General features: G+C 32.7%; 13 protein-coding genes. 7 read left to right on the top strand and 6 right to left on the bottom strand.

Going from position 1 to position 21,673, the window contains the following annotated elements; genetic code table 11:
- The first annotated feature begins 44 nt into the window (after positions 1-44).
- From gpmI to IM744_RS14890, 5 genes are read left to right on the top strand one after another with little or no spacing between them, the layout of a single operon-like run.
- Positions 45-1,562 carry a 2,3-bisphosphoglycerate-independent phosphoglycerate mutase gene (gpmI, locus tag IM744_RS14910; RefSeq protein WP_194508954.1) on the top strand — a complete coding sequence of 506 codons (1,518 nt, stop codon included), beginning with the start codon at positions 45-47 and terminating at the stop codon, positions 1,560-1,562.
- Between the two features lie 45 nt (positions 1,563-1,607).
- Entirely contained in the window at positions 1,608-2,021 is a 414-nt protein-coding gene (locus IM744_RS14905) for a BT0820 family HAD-type phosphatase (RefSeq protein ID WP_194508953.1), read from the top strand.
- Between the two features lies 1 nt (position 2,022).
- Positions 2,023-2,844 (top strand): type I methionyl aminopeptidase, encoded by an 822-nt coding sequence (gene map, locus IM744_RS14900; RefSeq protein ID WP_194508952.1) that lies wholly within the window; start codon positions 2,023-2,025, stop codon positions 2,842-2,844.
- Positions 2,845-2,854: 10 nt separating this feature from the next.
- Positions 2,855-3,643 carry a class I SAM-dependent methyltransferase gene (locus IM744_RS14895; protein WP_194508951.1) on the top strand — a complete coding sequence of 263 codons (789 nt, stop codon included), beginning with the start codon at positions 2,855-2,857 and terminating at the stop codon, positions 3,641-3,643.
- A gap of 14 nt (positions 3,644-3,657) precedes the next feature.
- Positions 3,658-4,026, top strand: coding sequence for a DUF423 domain-containing protein (locus IM744_RS14890; protein WP_194508950.1), 369 nt, complete (start codon positions 3,658-3,660; stop codon positions 4,024-4,026).
- Positions 4,027-4,156: 130 nt separating this feature from the next.
- On the opposite strand, the gene IM744_RS14885 is transcribed toward IM744_RS14890, so the two are convergent.
- From IM744_RS14885 to IM744_RS14860, 6 genes are all read right to left on the bottom strand, one after another.
- Complete coding sequence (locus IM744_RS14885) at positions 4,157-5,449, bottom strand: hypothetical protein (RefSeq protein WP_194508949.1); 1,293 nt, start codon at positions 5,447-5,449, stop codon at positions 4,157-4,159.
- 461 nt (positions 5,450-5,910) lie between these two features.
- The gene (locus IM744_RS14880) at positions 5,911-6,933 is read right to left on the bottom strand and encodes a hypothetical protein (RefSeq protein WP_194508948.1); all 1,023 of its coding nucleotides are present in this window, start codon (positions 6,931-6,933) and stop codon (positions 5,911-5,913) included.
- 154 nt (positions 6,934-7,087) lie between these two features.
- Positions 7,088-9,685, bottom strand: a complete 2,598-nt coding sequence (locus IM744_RS14875) for a T9SS type A sorting domain-containing protein (protein ID WP_194508947.1) — start codon at positions 9,683-9,685, stop codon at positions 7,088-7,090.
- A gap of 102 nt (positions 9,686-9,787) precedes the next feature.
- On the bottom strand, positions 9,788-10,540 hold the full coding sequence (locus tag IM744_RS14870; RefSeq protein ID WP_194508946.1) for a LytR/AlgR family response regulator transcription factor: 753 nt from the start codon (positions 10,538-10,540) through the stop codon (positions 9,788-9,790).
- A gap of 32 nt (positions 10,541-10,572) precedes the next feature.
- Complete coding sequence (locus IM744_RS14865; RefSeq protein ID WP_194508945.1) at positions 10,573-13,500, bottom strand: sensor histidine kinase; 2,928 nt, start codon at positions 13,498-13,500, stop codon at positions 10,573-10,575.
- Between the two features lie 91 nt (positions 13,501-13,591).
- The gene (locus IM744_RS14860; RefSeq protein ID WP_194508944.1) at positions 13,592-14,587 is read right to left on the bottom strand and encodes an FAD:protein FMN transferase; all 996 of its coding nucleotides are present in this window, start codon (positions 14,585-14,587) and stop codon (positions 13,592-13,594) included.
- 179 nt (positions 14,588-14,766) lie between these two features.
- On the opposite strand from IM744_RS14860, the gene IM744_RS14855 reads away from it, so the two are divergent.
- Positions 14,767-17,118: a muramidase family protein gene (locus IM744_RS14855; protein ID WP_194508943.1), complete on the top strand. Its 2,352-nt coding sequence runs from the start codon at positions 14,767-14,769 to the stop codon at positions 17,116-17,118.
- 162 nt (positions 17,119-17,280) lie between these two features.
- Complete coding sequence (locus IM744_RS14850) at positions 17,281-21,669, top strand: gliding motility-associated C-terminal domain-containing protein (protein WP_194508942.1); 4,389 nt, start codon at positions 17,281-17,283, stop codon at positions 21,667-21,669.
- The last annotated feature ends 4 nt before the right edge of the window (positions 21,670-21,673 follow it).

Genomic DNA, 21,673 nt, shown 5'->3' with positions numbered 1-21,673 from the left:
CAGTATTAAACTTTTATCTTTGATTTTTCATAAAACTCATTCTAATGAACAAGAAAGTTATATTAATGATTCTTGATGGTTGGGGAATGTCTCCTGACCCAAAAGTATCTGCTATTGATAATGCGCAAACGCCTTTTATAGATTCACTTTATCACAATTATTCTCACGCTACGTTGAGAACTGATGGTTTACATGTTGGTTTACCAGAAGGTCAAATGGGAAATAGCGAAGTTGGACACATGAATCTTGGTGCTGGTCGTATTGTATATCAAGATTTAGTAAAAATAAATCTAGCAGTTAAAAACGATACATTAAAAGATGAGAAAACACTTGTTGATGCATTTCAATATGCAAAAAACAATAATAAACCAGTTCATTTTTTAGGTCTTGTAAGTGATGGAGGAGTTCATTCTCATATCAATCATTTATTTGGATTGGTGGATGCTGCTAATAACTTCGGAGTTAAAAAGTCTTACGTTCATGCCTTTACAGATGGTAGAGATGTAGATCCTAAATCTGGATTTGGATTTATTTCATCCTTAGAAACTCACATCAAAAACACGAACACCAAACTTGCATCTATCACTGGTCGATATTATGCAATGGATAGAGATAAACGTTGGGAACGTGTAAAACTTGCTTATGATGCTTTAGTAAATGGCGAAGGCGAACATTCTCAAAATGCAACCCATAGTATTGAAAACAATTACAATAATGGCATAACCGATGAGTTCATCAAACCAATTATCATGGTTGGTGATGACAATCAACCGCTTGCCAAAATTAAAGATGGTGATGTTGTTATCTTTTTTAACTTTAGAACAGATCGTGGTCGTGAATTAACTGAAGCGTTAACACAAACCGACTTCCATGAACAAAATATGCATAAGTTAGATTTACATTATGTGACTCTAACTAACTATGATGCTTCATATAAAGGTATAAACGTCGTCTTCAATAAAGATAACCTCACCGAAACTTTAGGTGAAGTTTTAGAGAAAAATAACAAAACACAAATTAGAATTGCGGAAACAGAAAAGTATCCTCATGTTACTTTTTTCTTTTCTGGCGGAAGAGAGAAACCTTTTAAAGGAGAAACTAGACTGTTAAGAAACTCACCAAAAGTGGCTACTTACGATTTAAAACCAGAGATGAGTGCTTTTGAATTGACAGATGCTCTTGTTCCTGAACTTGAAAAAGGAGATGTCGCTTTTGTTTGCTTAAATTTCGCAAATGGCGACATGGTTGGTCATACAGGAGTTATGGAAGCTGCAATAAAAGCCTGTGAAGCTGTTGACACATGTGTTAAAAAAGTTATTGAAACTGCACTAGATCATAATTACACAACTATCTTAATAGCAGATCATGGTAATTGCGAAACAATGATAAATCCAGATGGATCTCCAAATACAGCACATACAACTAATCCTGTGCCTGTGATTTTAATTGATAACGAAAAACTAACAATCAAGGATGGTATTTTAGGTGATATTGCTCCAACGATATTAAAACTAATGGGAGTTGAACAACCAGACAAGATGACTCAACATTCTTTGGTTTAATTAAAATCGAAAAATTGTATTTTTGCACCTAACAAAAACTCACTAATGAATTTTCAAGATAAACTTGTCATAGCAATTGATTTTGATGGAACCATAGTTGAAGATGCTTACCCAAAAGTTGGGAAACCTCGTATTTTTGCGTTTGAAACTATGAAACGTCTCCAACAAGATGGCCATAGAATCATTCTTTGGACCTATAGATGTGGTTCAAAACTGGATGAAGCTGTCGCTTTTTGTAAAGAAAATGACATCACATTTTATGCAGTTAACCAAAGTTTTCCTGAGGAGAAATATGACAATTCTGTGAGTAGAAAAATCTATGCAGATATTTACATAGATGATAGAAACATTGGTGGCATCTTAGGCTGGGGAGAAGTATATCAACTCATCACTAACGAAGAACCCAACATGAACATTCCTAAACAAAAAAAGGGGTTCTTTTCATTTTTAAAGAAATAACATGATTATAGTAAAAACAAAAGAAGAAATTGAATTGATGCGTCTAAGCGCATTAGTTGTTTCTAAAACTTTAGGCATGCTTGCTAAAGAGACTAAAGAAGGCGTTACCACAATGCAATTAGATAAACTAGCAGAAGATTTCATTAGAGCTCAAGGTGCATTACCTGGATTTTTGGGATTGTATGATTGTCCGTCGACATTATTGTGCAGTGTTAATGAAGCTGTAGTTCATGGATTACCAACAGACAAACCTCTTAAAGATGGAGATATTGTTTCTATAGATTGTGGCGCATTAATGAATGGTTTTTATGGAGACCATGCTTACACTTTTGAAATTGGAGATGTTGCTCCAGAAACGAAAAAACTGGTTCAAATCACTAAAGAATCTTTATACGTTGGTATTAGAGAATTTAAAGCTGGAAACCGTGTTGGCGATGTAGGTTTTGCTATTCAGCAGTACTGTGAAGCTCAAGGCTATGGTGTTGTTAGAGAACTTGTAGGTCATGGTTTGGGTCGTAAGATGCATGAAGATCCAGAAATGCCAAACTATGGTCGTAGAGGTCGTGGTAAGAAATTTATTGACGGAATGGTAGTTGCTATCGAGCCAATGATAAATGGCGGAACTCACAAAGTAAGACAACTTAAAGATGGTTGGACAATCGTCACTCAAGACGGTAAACCTAGTGTACATTTTGAACATGACATTGCACTTATTAATGGTAAACCTGAGATTTTATCAACGTTTGATTACGTTCATGAAGCTCTTGGTATTACTAGCGATGAGGAAGTTGAATTTAAAAATCATGTTCCTTCTCAAAACTAGTTTATAGCCATTGAAAAAACTCTTTAAATTTATCTTAAACACAATTCCTAGACCTTTATTAATAAGGCTGAGTTATGTTGCTCGTCCAATTCTAGCATTTTTTTTAAGAGGAGATAAGTTTACAGATCCAATTGATGGCAAGAGTTTTAAATCTTTTTTGCCTTATGGCTACGGAAATCAGCGCAATAATGTCCTCTCGCCTTCTACATTAAGTTTAGAACGACATAGATTATTGTGGTTGTATATACAAAATGAAACCGATTTTTTCTCTTCGGAAAATTTATTCGAAAGGAATTCTCCAGTTCGAGTACTTCATTTTGCTCCTGAGCAGTGTTTCTTAAAACGTTTTAGAAAGCTTAAAAACATAGATTATACCACAACTGATTTATTATCTCCAATTGCAGATGTAAAAGCAGATATCTGTGATTTGCCTTTTAAGGATAACAGTTACGATATCATTTTATGTAATCATGTGTTAGAACATATTCCTGATGATACAAAAGCCATGCAAGAATTATATCGTGTTATGAAACCTGGCGGAATGGGTGTTTTTCAAATTCCGCAAGATTTATCTCGTGCTGAAACTTTTGAGGACAATTCAATTACAGATCAAAAGGAGCGAGCGAGAATCTTTGGTCAATATGATCATGTTCGCGTTTATGGTCGTGATTATTTTGATAAGCTTCGTAGTATTGGTTTTAAAGTAGATGAAGTGGATTATACATCTAAACTTTCCGAAGAACAAATTGAAAAATACTGTTTAGCTAAAGGAGAAATCATACCTGTGGTTTACAAATAGAATAACTTACTATAATGACACAACAAATTATAATTGCTACAGGTGCCTTTTTTGGTATGTTATCTGTAATATTTGGTGCTTTTGGAGCTCATGCTTTAAAGAAAATTTTATCTAACGATCAATTGCATAGTTTTGAAGTTGGTGTAAAATATCAAATGTATCACGCCATAGTATTAATCGCTTTAGGTTTTAACTCTAGCACTATAAGCTCTGCAACTTATTGGTGCTTTACCATTGGGATTTTATTATTCTCTTTTAGTATTTATGGTTTAATCTTATCTGACGCTAAAGGAAAAAAGCTTCGATTTTTAGGACCTATTACTCCAATAGGAGGTTTACTTTTGGTTATTGGTTGGTTGATTTTACTGATTAATGCATTTTAAAAAAAGCATATTTTATACGTTTTATTGAATCATTTTAAAAATTGACGAGGCAGATTACACTGTTACAATTTCCGAAGAAAATATTGTTTAGCAAAACGTGAGATTACACCTTGCTGTTTTCAAATAAAATTTAGTTTTTTACTGAATGTTTCTCAATAAAATCTTGGAGCAACAACAATTTTTCATCTTCTAAAATCAGCATTTCGCTATCATTATTTTTTTCTAAAATCTTAAATTGTCCTGCTTTAACTTTCACATATTTAGAGTTACCAGAATAGTTCCCACTTTCATTGGGTTTTGAATCAAACTTCAAACCTTCAGCATCCATCCAACCACTAGTTCCGTTTTCTATGATTTGAAATTTACCGTCACAAAAAGCCCCTAAATGGCTGTAATAATTTGAGCTATATATTTTACCTTCTGAAGTACTTAAAAACCCATGTAACTCGTTTTTCTCATTGTATATGGCGTGAATTCCGCCACCAACAGTATTTCCTAACTCAAACCAATCTTTCTCTATTTTTATCTGTAATTCTTTATTATACTTATCTATGATATCATTCTTTTTTAACGTTTTTAGCATTTCTTTTTTATCTTCGATAGATTGAAACTGCTTTGTATTTAAGTCAAATACAAGAACATTTGCTGTGTTTGTAGGATAAGTAACCAATAGACCGTTTGTTCTTGGCAACATGAATTTACCATAATCATAAGCTTGATTGTCAAACTGTGTTACACTTGGTAATTGATACCCTTCTTTAGTACTGATATTGTAGCAAAATACTCGAGTAGGTTTCATTTCATCATCTGTAAATAATATATAACCGTCATGATCTATAGCGTATTCATAGGTATTTGCTTCTATTATGATAGTACCTCGATCATCAATTAAACCTAGTTTTCCTGCTTTTCTATATATTGCTAAATTATACTTGTTAAAAGCTTTTACATCATCAATATCTAGCAAGAAGGCACTAGATTTTTGTGTCCAAAGATTGGTTATAGAATCTAAATGACGTTTTTCGTTCTCTAATTTAATACGCTCTAATCTCAAACGTTCTTCTTCAATTTCTCTCAATTTTATATCATCATCTATAGTTACATAAAGCACTAACATTTCTTTATAACTATCTTTAGTGTTGTCTTTCTCTAATTCAAAATAGCGTTTTGCTAATATTTTGGCTTTTGTATAATCCTTAATATCATAACTCAATAGAGTACCTAAACGAGCTACACGACTATCTGTAATTTCTTTTATGTATAAGATGGCTTTGTCAAAATGCTTGCGTGCTTCACGCATGTTATTATCTAAATAACTTTGTTCTGCTCTATCTAGATGTACTGAACCTATTTCTAGATCTGTTTGAGCGTTAATATTTATGACATTAAAAATTACGAATAGGATGGTGAGGATGGTTTTCATACTGCAAATAAAATAGTTTAGTCTAGACGACACAATACCTTTTAAAAGGTATTGTGTCAATTGATTAGACCCTAAACTACTACTCTTTTGCAGGAATTTAAATTATACGTCAGATTTTTCGGCAAAGTGACATTTTATTTCTTTAAACGGTCTATAACACTATCATACAATAAGATGGGATTGTATTTAGAGTAGATGTTTCCGAAGAAAAAAAGCTGAACTAAATAATTTTAGATCAACTTTTTATAAAATAGATTAATAGCATTTTTAAAGACACTATATATTTTGAAAAACTTTTTAGACTTTAACTCTCAAAACTTATTCTTTACATTTTGAAAATGATAAATGCTTTTAACTTGATTCTAGATTTTCACTATACAAGTATTTTACCTTAAACATTATCACCTTATTCAGTTTCTTTTTAAAATATAATTGAGTAACTCAAACTTATTATCGTGTATCTAATTGATATTTATTGTGGATCCACAGCCTGAATTTGACCTATACACTTTAGTTTTTGTAGAGCTATAAGCATTACTTCCTCCAGATTTAGTGATTCTTTGCAAATACCCATCGCGTCCACAATCCCATGAAGCAGTACCACCTGCACTTATTCTTGTTCCAGGATTATCACTACCATCAGTACCTACATAAATTGCACTGCTTGAATTGTTACGAAGCGTTACCGTGTTTTTTGACTTAGACGCTTGATAATTTACCTCATTTTGTTTTATTCTTTTCTTTAGATCTTTATACTCTGGTGTTGCTTTTATAGAATCGTTATAACGTTTTATTTCTTCGTCCCCAGCTTCTCTAGCACGCTTAATTCTTGCAATATCTGTTCTATCTTTTGAAGTTTTTGGACTCGCTTGTTTAGCTTTCATAGCAGTAACGTACTCATTGAATATTTTTTTGATATTTACCGTTTGAATATACTTATATGTTGGTGACTGTCCTGAGAATTCTAGTTTAGCCTTCATTCTTCCTAAAAAACCACCTTTCTTCTTTCCGGAGTCATCTTTTTCTCCTGTACGATCTTTAACCATGACATATACAGCAGTAACATCTTCAACTTTTGGAATACCGTTACTTGGTATATAACTAATCTCAAATAACATATCGTCAATGACCATATAACCATCCAACCCTCTTTTATGAGTATTCTTTATAGTCATTACATTTGGGTAACTATCTACTCTCCCATAATCGCTTATTTCTGACATACCAAAACTACCATAATTTTCAGAAACTGGTGTAGCCTCAAAGCCTACAGGTTGTCCTGCAGCTAGTTTTGTTACGATTATAGTTACTGTTGGTTTTCCTCTTACAATACCTATGGTACCATCGTCATTTATAGATATTCCAGAAAAACCTTCGTAGGTTGCTGTTTCCCCATTAGCTTCAATAGCTTCATAAAGGTTTTTTTGAGCTTGCGCTATGGTTGCGGTAAAAATCAATGCAACCGTTATCATTATTTTTTTCATAATAGGTTGAATTTTTAAATTCATGAAAGCAAATGTCGTGTATGAAGCCTTAGTAAAATGGATTGAATTTCTGAAATTCTAGTTTCAACTTCTAAACAAAAAAATCTCGTAAGTATTACACTTACGAGATTTGTAACAACAACTAAACTAGACCCTATTCCCTTATAAATCGTTTTGTTGAAACACTACCATTCTCATCTTCAATTTTAATAATATACAGACCATTTGATAGTCTAGAAACATCGAATTGATTTGATACACTTTCAATAACTTTTTGACCTTGTATATTAAATATTATTGCATTTTTCAGAATCGTATTCATTTCAATATTTAATATAGAACTCGTTGGGTTTGGATAGAGTTTTATATCGTTTTCTCCTAAACTCATATCATGAACACCTAAAGTTGATGAATCGAACTCATAAGCACCCATATCTACTGTAGAATTGAGAATTCTTTGATTACCTAATAAATCTGTAGCTCCTAAAACATAAACATTATCTCCTGTATCTACTGCTGGCGAGATAGAAGTTAATGTGTAGTCATTATTTGCAGAATTAGTAAACAATGGATTAGAATTAATTATGGTATTAGTACTTGTAATACTATCATCATTAAAACTTAGTGGATCTAAAGAATTATTAATTATTAATGAATTTGCAGGAGATGTATATTGGTCTGTGATAGATCTCGTAGTGACTCCTCCTGCAGTTGTATTCTCCCAAAAAATACAATTATTAACTGAAGCATTGAACACACTAGAGATTCCAGCTGCTTTACTTATCGCTACGGTTGCTCGACTAAAGTTATTTACAGATTGTGCTGTTCCTAAATCTATGTTATTGACATAGGTATTATTTGTTAGATTCAAAGTAATATTTGATCCGTTAGTTAATACTCTAAACCATGAAGCACTTCCGCTAATACCAGTTACAGTACTACTAAGATCTGCTGCAATGTTACCATCAAACAATGTGTTTGCAACAGTTATATCAACATTAGTATTTCCTCTTACAAAACTATAAATACCACTTGCCCATCGCGACATATTATTAACAAACTGGCAATTCTCTATAATTAACTCACCTCTTGTTCCTGATGTATTATTCAACTCAAACTCTGCAACTAAACCTGCATTATCATTTCTACTCACATTATTTTTTACAATACAGTTTCTTAAAGTTAAATGTGATATCGTTTTATCTTTTGCTATAGCTGCTCCTCTCGTTGTTGCATTAGCATTGTTATGAGCATCACTAATAGTTAATCCGTCTAAAAGCAAATTATTTCCTGCTGCTGTAATGTTTACAACACGATAACTATTATCTGCATTTCTTGTGGTATTAGCATAGTTTCCTGGGTAATCTGAGACATTAACATCGTTAGCTTGCAAATCTGCAGATAAAATGGTTTCATTTACTCCAATTGTACGATCTGCTAATTGCATTTCTGTACCATCAAAACCTCCATAGAGTTTTAAGTCTTCTTTATCTATGACAAAATATATACCTCGATTTGATGCATGTGGTGTATAAGTTCCAGAACTAATCCATATTTCTTCACCTGCAATAACCTCTGTCAATGCACTTTGCAAATTGGTAAAAGCATCTGTCCAAGATAATCCATTGTTCGCTCCAGTTGCATTTTGATTAACATATAATTTACCATAAGGTCTTACTGTACTAAACATTACAGCTTGAGACCAATCAGTAACATTGGCACATTGTTCTCTAACATAAACTAAATAATCTGTAGATATGTCTAAACCTGTTAAATTAGCTTGAGAAGTTGGTGTAGCACTTGTAATACCTGAAATAATTATTGCATTAGAAAATGATTCTGAAGCTTTATGATAGGCAAGGTCAAAAGTATTACTATTATTAACCATATCAATGTTTGCCTCTGTTCCTGTAATTCCCGAAACACTTAGGATAGATGAAGAGGGTGTAAAACAGTAATTATTATAATTTCCTATTGAAGTCACTTCGGCAGGAGTCAATGCTCTATTATAAATTAAAATATCATCAATTACATCTGTATATTGATTAGCTAAGGCTAAATGATTAAACCTACTATTAGCAATCGTTACATTACCTGCTTGATTTGGCGAGGTAGTAAATGATGAAGTACCATTGTTAACAGATTTAGAATTTACAACACCATCTATATAGATTTTTGAATTTATTCTTTGGATCCCACTAATAAATGTTGGGTTATATAAAACTACTATATGATGCCAATTACCATCTGATATTACTTGTGGGTGAGCATGGCCATATCCTTCTGGCACAGGAGAACTAACACCAGGACTAGCTGTGTAAAACCTACTTGAAAGGCTTATTTTACCATCTCTATAAAAGATATAATACCCAACATCATTACCATCAAAACCAATACTAGTATCTCTTGTACTGTCATCAATAACAGTTTTAACATCATTGGTATTAGTATTAGATTTTAACCAAAAAGAAAAAGTGACAGCAAAATCTAATCCTGTGTTACCACTAATTGCTATATCTGGTCTAGTTAAATAATCGCCATTTAAATCTATGGCACTTGTTGATGGGTCACTAAAACGGTTATTAATTTCTGTTAGTGCATTACCTGTTTGGGTGAAGTCTTGTCCATTTGCGCCATCAACTAACAAAAACCCATCACCAAAGTCGTACCAAGCAATTAAATCGTTTGTTGGAAATTGGGCATAAGCAAATGTGCTAATAAATAAGAATACGTAAAGTAATTTTGTTTTCATAATAGGTTCTGTTTTTAGATTTATGAAAACAAAGGTCTACTATGAAGCTAGAATAAAATAGAGTCAATTTCTGAAATGCTCTTTTGAGTTTCTAAAAGAAAACTACCCTATATTTTGAACGATAGTTAAAAACTCTTCTTTTTTATCTTTTGAAATAGATACACTTTCATTGTTGTCCATTATAATGTAACCTCCATCTTTTTTATAATATTCCTTGATATACTTTAAGTTAATTAAGTACGAGCGATGCGGTCTATAAAACATAGGAATGGTATCCAATAATTCTTCAAAATGCTTAAGTGGCTTGCTAATTAAAATTTCCGAAGTATTCAAAACATTAACCTTAGTGTACATACCATCTGCTTTTAAAAGAATAATATCTTCAAAATTGACAAATTTGATTCCATCTGCCACCGGAAGTGCTATTTTTTTGAAATTAGATGTTTTTAAACTTTTTTGAAGCTCATCTAATTTTATATTAATATGAGATTTCCCGATGTTAACAATCGCTTTCTCAATGGCGTCATTAAGCTTATCTAATCGTAGCGGTTTTAATAAATAATCTACTGCAGAAAGCTCAAAAGCCTTAACAGCGTATTCGCTGTAAGCAGTTGTAAATATAATTTCAAAATTACGATGCGTTTCATCTATAAAATCAAAAATTTCTAAACCAGAATGCTCAGGCATTTCAATATCTAAAAATACAATTTGTGGCTGTTTTTCTTTTATTATCTCAATACCACTTAACAAATCTTCGGCTGTAAAAATAGCAGTGACTTTTGGGCAATTCTCCTCTATTAATATTTTAAGCAATTTTCTTGCTTTAGGTTCGTCGTCTATAATTACTACGTTCATATCTGTTTATTTTATAAGAGCTCCTTTTATGATTAATCTGTGGTATACGGAATTGTAATATCTACTTGTGTACCTATTGGTATATCTTTATCAAACAGATCGGTAATAATGACACCAACTTGTTTTTCCTTTCCGTAGTTTAATAATGCTAATCGATCTTGAGTAGCTTTAGTAGCAAAAGACGGATGACTTTTACGACTTCTCGATTTAAATTTTTCAGCTTGTGCTCTACCAACACCATTATCTACAATAATACATCGTACTGTTTTTGATTCATCATTTATAAAGAAATTGATTTTTAAATTCCGATCTGTTTTACGATGTAACAATCCATGTTTTAGAGCATTTTCTACATAGGGTTGAATAAGCATGGTAGGAATATTAGCTTCGTCTGGCTTTAAACTGCAAGATGTTGAAATGCTATAATGTAATTTATCCTCAAAACGTAACTTCTCTAATTCTAAATACATTTCCAAACAATCAATTTCTTCTTGTAAGGTAATCTTCCCCTTGGTGCTATGGTTTAAGTAAGTTCTTATTAAATCTGCGAACTTTCCCAAATATATAGTTGCTAATATTTTTTGGTTTAAAACAATATATTCTTGTATCGAATTTAACGCATTGAATATAAAATGCGGATTCATCTGCGAGCGTAAATTTTCTAGTTTTAAAGCGATTAACTCATTATCTAAAGAGAGTTGTTTAATCTCTAATTCTTTCGCTATTTCCTTCTTTTTTAATTTCCTTTTGTAATACAAAATAATGAGACCTATAAAAGATAAACTGTAGGCTAAAATAAACCACCACTTTTTCCAATATGGTAATTTGATATTCAACTTAATGCTTTTAACTTTACTCTCAGTCCCCTCATTAATCGATGTTGGCCTTACCTGAAATGTATATTTCCCCACTGGTAGGCTACTATATTTCACGGTATTCACACCTAAATCTGTGGTAATCCAGTTATTATTATAACCAACTAAACGGTATTGATACGTTTTATTTATATTGTATAAAATACCATTGACATTAAAACTAAATTGTACTGAATTCTGATTATAATCTAAATCATAATCCGTTCCTAGATCAGTCGATTCTTCATTAATTTTTATATCATTAAAATAAATTTCGGGTTGCGACGTCTTTTTAAACACCTTCTCTTTATCAAAAGAAAAAACACCCTTGTTTGAAGACAAAACCACACGATTGTTTAAGACTTCAATTCCAGAAATTTTGTAAGACAAAATACCATCTGTCTTGTTTAAATTTTTAAAATCCTTCCTATCCGTATTAAACACTTGCAAACCTTTTGGTGTCGCTATCCAAACCGAATTTTCATCAGCCTTTAAATATTTAATCTGATCAGACAACAAGCCTTCTTTTGTAGTGTAATGCGCAATAACTTGATTATCCCTTATTGCAAAAATTCCATTTTTAAACGTTCCCACCCAAACGATGCCATCTGCAGTTTCCGTAATAGAAATGGCTAAAATCTCTTTCTCGTTATAGCGTATTGTAGTGGACTTAAAATCGTTATCTAAAACTAATAAATCATCGACATACCCAATAAAAATAGTATTGCTATTTTCACTGTAGTAGGTTGTATAGATCCGCTTGTTATCAGAAAATGTTTTAACTAACTCTGCATTATTATTCAAAAAAGCCAATTGGCTATACGTCCCAAAAAGTGTCATCGTTTCATTAACACGAGAAAAACTTTTCACACCAAGAAATTCATATTTTTTTATGGTTTCTAATGTCTTGTTATTTACAAAATAAGCACCATCGTCGATACTTACATAACTATATCCAATATTAGAATTATACTGTATTGCAGAGACTTTATTACCCAGGTTAGCAGATGCTTTATAAGTAGAAGCATCAACGTTTAAAAACCCTACGACTCCACTTTTAGAACCAAAAAACACAAGCGAATCATTCACCTTATCGATAGCCATAATATCATCGCTGTTTTCAGGTAATTTATGTTTTATAACCTCTATATTCGGAATTAAATGAACACCATTAGTAAGTGTGGACACCCAAAAATTTTGATCTTTATCAATGATAACGTCAGTAACGATTTCATCTTCTAATATTTGGTTTTTAAGTGTGAATTCATTTTTATCGTTTTCATAAATATAAATTCCGGTATGGGTTAACACCCACATATTGTCCTTTATGATCTTTATCCTAATAATCCTTTTATTTTTCAGAAGTTCTAATCCTATTGTAGCATCCGTAGTGCCTGTATTTAGGTTGATACTTCTAAACATGTTTTTATACTTAAATTGTTGAGAAAAAAATAAAATCTCATTTAGTTTAAAAACTTGAGTTTGACCTTGTGCTGTAGTCATACCTTTAGAGCCACGATAGTGGATATTAAGCAAAAACTGATTGGTCTCCTTAAAATCATTATTGAATATTTTTACAGCATCAAAACTAATCAACATGTAGCCCGTATCTAGAGGCATCAATCTTGCCCCACCAATTCCATGAAGTTCTCTTAAAAGAATTTTCTTGGTAATTAAATCAATAATATATAACGAATAACTTGTCGTAATTAAAAGTTTATTGTCTTGTATACTGTAATTTCCCAACTGCCCTTTTAATTCCTCTTTTAAATCTATAAAGGTGATGAGTTGGCTGTTTTCAACATAAAAGAACTGTCCTGAAATATTAGTGCACCATATACGCCCTTGTGTATCTTCAAAAAGTCCAAAAACGGATAGGCCTCGTTTTTCTGCGTTAGTATATTGGGTATACGTTTTGCCATCATAACGATATAAACCCGTATCTGAAGCTAACCAAATAAACCCTTTACTATCTTCTAAAACATTATAAAACTCAATATCTGGTAAGCCATCTTTTTCAGTAAGATGAATAGACACAGGTTCTTGCGCAAACAAAAAATGCAAGCCTAGTAGCAATACAATAAAAAGTAGTGTTTTCTTCAACATTTAAAAATTGTAGATAAAACTACAATAAATTACAAATTGTAAGCCTATAAGCTTTTAAAAGTGTGTTTTTAACTGCTGAAGGTCGTTGTTTCTATTGTGGAAAGTTATTTAATGAAAGGGTTTCAAACTCTTTTGCTTCATTCTCAAAAATAATAAACACTTTTAATTCAGAATGTCGCTCTGCAAATGTTTTTACTTTATCTATTCCCATAGCCTGAAATGCGGTTGCATAAGCATCTGCAGTCATACAATCTTTTGCTAATACAGATACACTTAAAATATTAGTTTTAGAAGGATAACCTGTTTTTGTATCTATAATGTGCGCATAGCGATTTCCATTCTCATCAATTTTAAATTTTCTGTATGTACCTGATGTTGCCATGGCTTCATCTCTTAGACTTATCGCTTTATATACAGATTGCTCACCATCAAAACGAGGTTCATCTAAACCAACTTTCCATGAGCTATTTTTATCTTTGTTTTCACCCCTAACACGTATCTCTCCTCCTATTTCAACAAGATAATTCTCTATATTTTTTGTCTCTAAAAATTCTCCAATAACATCTACTCCATAGCCTTTAGCAATAGCATTAAACTCTAAATATGTATTAGGTGATTTTGATACTTTCCCTTCAATTATACTCACTTTATTCAAACCTACGTACTGCATTAGACTGTCAATGGTAATGCTATCTGTTAGGAATTTATTTTTATCTGCACCAAAACTCCATGTGTTAACTACGTTACCAATTGTTGGATCAAATGCACCATTAGTTTCATTGTAGATTTCCTTTGATGCTAAAAAAACATTCTGAAAATGATTGTCTATCTTATAAGCTTCATTTCTATTGAGTTTAGAAATTTCTGAAGTAGGAATATATGTAGACATCGATTGATTTACAACTTCAAACAAACTATCAAATTGCTTAGAATAATTTATTTCAGAGTCATAAATAACAGAATATGAAGTTCCAAAAACAGGTCCAGATAACTTTATATTTATAGAGCTTTGAGTATTTGATTTTGTCTCTTTTTTACAAGATAAAAGACATAAAAAAAGGACTACGTAATAAAAAATTCTATGCATAAAAGATTGTTGAATTAGAGATTTAAGCAAATTTAATCTAAACAAATCACTTCTTATTAACTAACGATTGTTAATAACATGCTCATAACGCCTCGTTCTAAGCGTTTTTAAGTAAAAAAAAATATTATTTTTATTTTTTTGATTATAAATCAGTAATCCGAAGTTATAACCCTTGTAGAATGACTAGAGTTTTTTTCATGTCTTTGACGTTTTTTTCGTTCTGTTTTTTCTACGGAAATGCTCAAACATTAACTAAAAACCATACCGTTAAAAAAGGAGAAACTGTTTACCAGTTATCCAAAATATATGGTGTATCTGTCAATGCTATTCTTGAATTAAACCCAAATGCTGCTAAAGTAATTTACATTGACGAAATTTTAAAGATTCCAATTTCCGAAGAAACATCAAATGCACAAGAAAATGAGGAACAAAGCCCAGTAAAAACCGGTAGTTCTTTTGTTTATAAAGTAAAAAGAGGTGATACTAAATTTGGTCTTTCAAAAAAGTTTGGGATTACCATTAGCTCTTTAGAGAACCAAAATCCTCATATAAAACTAGTTTTACAAGCTGGTCATGTTCTTAATATAAATAATTCTAATTATTTATCTCAATCGCAACCTGAGTACACTTCCACTCCTGAAAATACTAAGACAAATAAGTCTCACGTGGTTGTCAAAGGTGATACTTTTTATAGTATTTCAAAACTGTATTCTGTTGATTTAGCATCGCTAATTAGTGCTAATTCTTCAATAATCCCTGAGAAGATGTCTATTGGGATACAGGTTAAACTACCAAACCAAGGATTCTCTAATACGCCTCTCGAAAACAAAACAGAATACTTTGTCAAAAAAGGAGACACCAAATTTGGCCTAGCAAAAACATTCAATACGACTATTGCCAATCTTGAAAGTTTGAATCCTCAGATTGTAGATATGCTACGTTACGGAATTACAATAAAAATACCTTCAACTGAAAACAGCACTGTTGTCCAAAATAACACAGTAGAACAACAACCAAATTTAGAAGAAGAAGAAGAAGAAGTTAAAACTGAAACTACAAAAGAGAATAGTAATACTGTAGCCATACAAACTCCTACTGATTCAATACAAGACAATGTAGAAACAAAAATAGATGAGATTAAAACAAATGTTCTAATTGATCCTGAATTAACCGAAAACAACAATCCAGTTGACTCGATCCCTACAACCACCTCATCCATTACAAACAATCAAAACAGTAATATTGCTTACAAAAACTATGTTATTGAGCCTAAAGAAACACTTTATGGTCTCTCCAAAAAAGCAGGCATGACCATACCTGAATTTCTAGAATTAAATCCTAAATTATCAGAATCTGTAATTGTTGGGACCATAATAAAAATGCCAATTACAAGTTTTGATCCAAATACAAAACTCATTAATTCTAGTAACACTAGCGAACCTAAAACTAATAGTTCATATACAAACTTAAGCACATCGATTACTAATGTGAAAGACAAAAAAGTATTAATGCTATTATCTTTTAATGATTTAGAGTTCACTTATTACACAAAAAACACAAGTAATTACGAAGCGATTTCAAATCCAGATTTACGAAACGATATTCAATTTTATAAAGGAGCTTTAACAGCTATAGACAGCCTTAGTAAGTTGGGTATAGAAACTGAAATAAGCTTAATAAAAATTGATAACAATCTAATTAATAAAACATTTCAAGATATTGATCTAGAATCTTTTGATGCCATTATCACTTCTAATTTCAATAAAGACATTGAAACAGCAATGATGCTAAAAACGTCTAAATCTATTCCTGTAATTGCTACCAAATCAGAATATCTCACTTACAATATGAATTCAATTTATCAAGCAATACCAAGTGTAAATGCCCAAAAATTGAAAACGTTGCAATACTTAAATGACAAAAAAGGTAATATTATTGTTATAAGTGATAGTGATAATATTGAGAGTAGATCATTTATTACTAAAAATTCACCTAACGCTAAAATAATTATAACTAATGAGAATGGTGAGTTTTCTAATGAGAGTATCATTTCTAGTTTAGACAAAAACACAACAAATTACATCATTATTGATAGTAACAAAAACGGAGTATTTTTAAGTTCTACAACATTTCTATTAGGTCAAGTATCAAATTATGACATTCAACTAGTGGTATTAGAATCTTCTTTATTACCTAATAATCAGCAAATTTCATCTAAAAGATTTAGCATACTAAAACTAATTTATCCAGATATAAATCAAATTACAAATACCGCACAAACGTTACAATACTTTGATGATTACAAACTAAAATATAATATTGACCCAACAAATAAGGCACTTCAAGGGTTTGATATAACGTTTGACACAATGTTAAGATTATCTCAAGACATGAGTTTTGAAGAGTCTGTAAAAACAGTCAAAACTGAGTATTTTTTACTTAAATTTTATTACATAAAAAATGATAATGGGGTTTATGATAATCATGAAATTATCATTCGTGAGTTTAATAATTTAGATATTGCTAATTAATTAGTAGATTTACTACTTAAAAGTATCCCCTTTCTTATGCTAAAACAATCTATCAAATTTAGCCATAAACAGCTAATTACATTAATTTTACTTGTATTTGGTATATTACAAATTCATTCTCAATGTCCTACAATTACAAATACGAATCAAAGTTTTTGTGACTTGGATGGACCAACTATATCTGATTTAGTTGCAACAGACAATGGTAATGGTGTCGTTTGGTATGATACACCAATTTCAACAACACCAATAGGAAACACAGAAGGCTTAATCTCTGGAGAGGATTATTATGCAGATGATAATTCTGGTACTTGTGGTACAAGAGAACGAGTAGATGTTTTAATTTATGGTGCTCCTTTAGGACTAAATTTTCAAGGAGTATGCGTAGATGACATGAATGACGCTACAATTTCAGATTTAAATGCAATTGGAAATAATGTACAATGGTATAGTGTCCCTTCAGATGGAACTGCCTTATCACCTACGACAATTCTAAACGATAATACGATATATTATGCAGATCAAGAAAACCCAGATACAAACTGTAGAACATCACGATTATCTGTATTAGTTAACATTGGTTTGGTTCCTGTACCAACTGGTGATTTTATTCAAGAATTTTGCTCTGATGAAATACCAACTGTTGCAGACTTAGTAGCTATAGGATCTAATAATTGGTATGCTAATTTAGGATCTGTTATACCTTTAGAGTTAACAGAACCGTTAATTAATGGAGAAAACTATTTTGCAACCTCTGTAGATCCACCTTGTGAAAGTGACAGCAGACTTGAAGTCACTGTCATCATAAACACTCCAGCTAACTCTGGAGCAAATGGAACCTTAGAAATTTGCGAAACAGATATCAATACGATTTTGTCTGTTGATTTAATTGATAGCTTATTAGGAAACCCTGATACTGATGGCTCTTGGAGTGGACCATTACCTACTACAAATGGTAGTATTGGAACTTTAGATATTACTTCGTTAACTGTTAATGGTGGACCATATATTTTCACATATGAAGTGGATTCAGCAACGATTTGTGGTAGTAATACATCAACAGTTACCATTACCATAATTCCTCCACCAAATGCAGGAACAGATGGTGTCTTAGATGTGTGTATAGATAATGACCCAATTGATTTATTTACACTACTTGGTGGTTCTCCTGAAACTGGCGGAACTTGGTCTCCTTCGCTCGCTAGTGGACTTGGACTTTTTGATCCTAGTACAGATACAGCTGGTGTTTACACTTATACAATCTCCGGAAATGCGCCATGTCAAGATGCATCTTCAACTGTTACAGTAACAACTAATATTCCTCCAAATCCTGGAACTAATGCAACAATAGATTTATGTACAAATAACGACCCTATAGATTTATTTACAGTTCTTGGTGGCTCTCCTGAAACTGGTGGAACATGGACTCCTGCACTTGCTAGTGGAACTGGATTTTTCGATGCTACTTTAGATGCTGCTGGAACTTACACCTATACATTGATAGGAACACCTCCTTGTGAAAATCAATCTGCAACAGTTACCGTAGATTTTATTCCAACTCCAAATGCTGGAACTGATAGTGCTATAGATTTATGTTCAGATAATGATCCTATAGATTTATTTACAATACTTGGTGATTCTCCTGAAACTGGTGGAACTTGGTCTCCTGCTCTCTCTAGTGGTACTGGATTTTTCGATCCTGCTTTAGATGCTGCTGGTGTTTACACATACACAATCGCTGCAAATCCGCCTTGTGAAGATTCTTCTGCAACGGTTACAGTAACAACGAATATTCCTCCAAATCCTGGAACAAACGCAACAGTGGATTTATGTACTAATAACGATCCAATAGATTTATTTACAGTTCTCGGTGGTTCTCCAGAAATTGGTGGAACATGGACTCCTGCACTTGCTAGTGGAACTGGATTTTTCGATCCTGCTTTAGATACAGCTGGAACTTACACTTATACCTTAATAGGAACACCTCCTTGTGAAGATCAATCGGCAACGGTAACTATAGATTTTATTCCTACTCCAAATGCAGGAACTGATGGTGCTATAGATTTATGTACAGATAATGATCCTATAGATTTATTTACAATACTTGGTGATTCTCCTGAAACTGTTGGAACTTGGTCTCCTGCTCTTTCTAGTGGTACTGGATTTTTCGATCCTGCTTTAGATGCTGCTGGTGTTTACACATACACAATCGCTGCAAATCCGCCTTGTGAAGATTCTTCTGCAACGGTTACAGTAACAACTAATATTCCTCCAAATCCTGGAACTAATGCAACTGTTGATTTATGTACAAATAACGATCCAATAGATTTATTTACAGTTCTTGGTGGTTCTCCGGAAATGGGTGGAACTTGGTCTCCTGCACTTGCTAGTGGAACAGGATTTTTCGATCCTGCTTTAGATGCTGCTGGAACTTACACTTATACTTTAATAGGAACACCTCCTTGTGAAGATCAATCGGCAACAGTTACCGTAGATTTTATTCCTACTCCAAATGCAGGAACTGATGGTGCTATAGATTTATGTACAGATAGTGATCCAATTGATTTATTCACATTACTTGGTGGTTCTCCTGAAACTGGTGGAACTTGGTCTCCTGCACTTACTAGTGGAACTGGAGTTTTTGATCCTAGTACAGATACAGCCGGTGTTTTTACCTATACAATTGCTGCAAATCCTCCTTGTGAAGATTCTTCGGCAACGGTTACAGTAACAACTAATATTCCTCCAAATCCTGGAACTAATGCAACTGTTGATTTATGTACAAATAATGATCCTATAGATTTATTCACAGTTCTTGGTGGTTCTCCTGAAACTGGTGGAACATGGACTCCTGCACTCGCTAGTGGAACAGGATTTTTCGATCCTGCTTTAGATGCTGCTGGAACTTATACTTACACCTTAATAGGAACACCTCCTTGTGAAGATCAATCTGCAACAGTCACCGTAGATTTTATTCCTACTCCAAATGCTGGAATTGATGGTGCTGTAGATTTATGTACTGATAGTGACCCTATAGATTTATTCACACTACTTGGTGGTTCTCCTGAAACTGGTGGAACTTGGTCTCCTACACTCGCTAGTGGAACTGGTCTTTTTGATCCTAGTACAGATACATCTGGTGTTTACACTTATACAATTCCTGCAAATCCTCCTTGTGAAGATTCTTCTGCAACGGTTACAGTAACAACAAATACTCCTCGAGATCCTGGAACTAATGCTGTAGCAGATTTATGTAATAATGGTGGAGCAATAAACTTATTTACATTACTTGGTGGCACTCCGGAAACGGGTGGAACATGGAGTCCTGCGCTCGCTAGTGGAACTGGGCTTTTTAATCCTAACGTAGATGTCAATGGTACTTACACATATACATTAACAGGAACTTCTCCTTGTGGTGATCAATCTGCAACGGTAACCGTTACTATTATTCTTCCTCCTGACGCTGGAGAAGATAGTAACGCTGTAATTTGTATCGACGATGGTGCTCAGAATTTGTTTAATTATATAAATGGTAATCCTGATTCTGGTGGAACTTGGAGTCCTGCGCTTGCTAGCGGAACTGGACTTTTTGACCCTAACATAGACATCGCTGGAATATATACCTATACAGTCAATGGTCCAATAGCCTGCAACCAGTCAGATAACTCTACAGTTACAGTAACAATAGAATCAAGTCCAGATGCAACTGGCTTAGAAATTTCATCTGAAGACATCTGTTTAGGGCTTTCAAATGATATATCAATTATAAATGCGACCCTTCTGATTGATGGTCCATATACTCTAACCTATAATTTATCTGGAACAAATCAATCTGATAACACCATAACAATTGATATTCTTAGTGGAGCCTCTCTTTTTAATATCCCAGCAAATCTATTAACAAGTGTAGGATTAACAACAGTAACAATAACTTCAATTACCAATGTAGGTTCAATTTGTAGCGCAGATGTTTCAGCAATTTTGACCTCTAATTTTACGGTTCTTAATAGTCTAACACCTGAGCTTATTGAAAATGGAAACATCTTTTGTCTCCAAGATGAACCAACGATAGAAAATCTATCAAGTAACATTATAGATACAGAAGATATTACTTGGTATGATGCTCCTAATAATGGCAATAGTTATACTAATGACGAGTCCTTAGTAGATGGTCAAACTTATTATGCGTCTGCTTTATCAGATGATGGATGTGAAAGCACAAATAGATTAGAAGTAACAGTAATATTTGAAAATTGTCCTTTAGACATTATAATTCCTGACGGATTTTCCCCTAATGACGATACTATAAATGATGAATTTACAATAGAAAATTTAAGAGATTTATATCCTAATTTCACTTTAGAAATTTATAATCGCTATGGAAACATTTTATACAAAGGCGATATTAACACTCGAGATTGGGATGGTACTTCAGAAAAAGGTATAACTCTCGGAGACTCCAAACTACCAGTTGGTGTATACTTCTTTATTCTAGAATTTAATGATGGTAACAGAAACCCAATCCAAGGAAGAGTATATTTAAGCAGGTAGTAAT

This window comes from Psychroserpens luteus (genome assembly GCF_015319355.1).
Classification (GTDB): Bacteria; Bacteroidota; Bacteroidia; order Flavobacteriales; family Flavobacteriaceae; genus Psychroserpens; species Psychroserpens luteus.
This window is presented reverse-complemented; position numbering and strand designations above follow the sequence as displayed.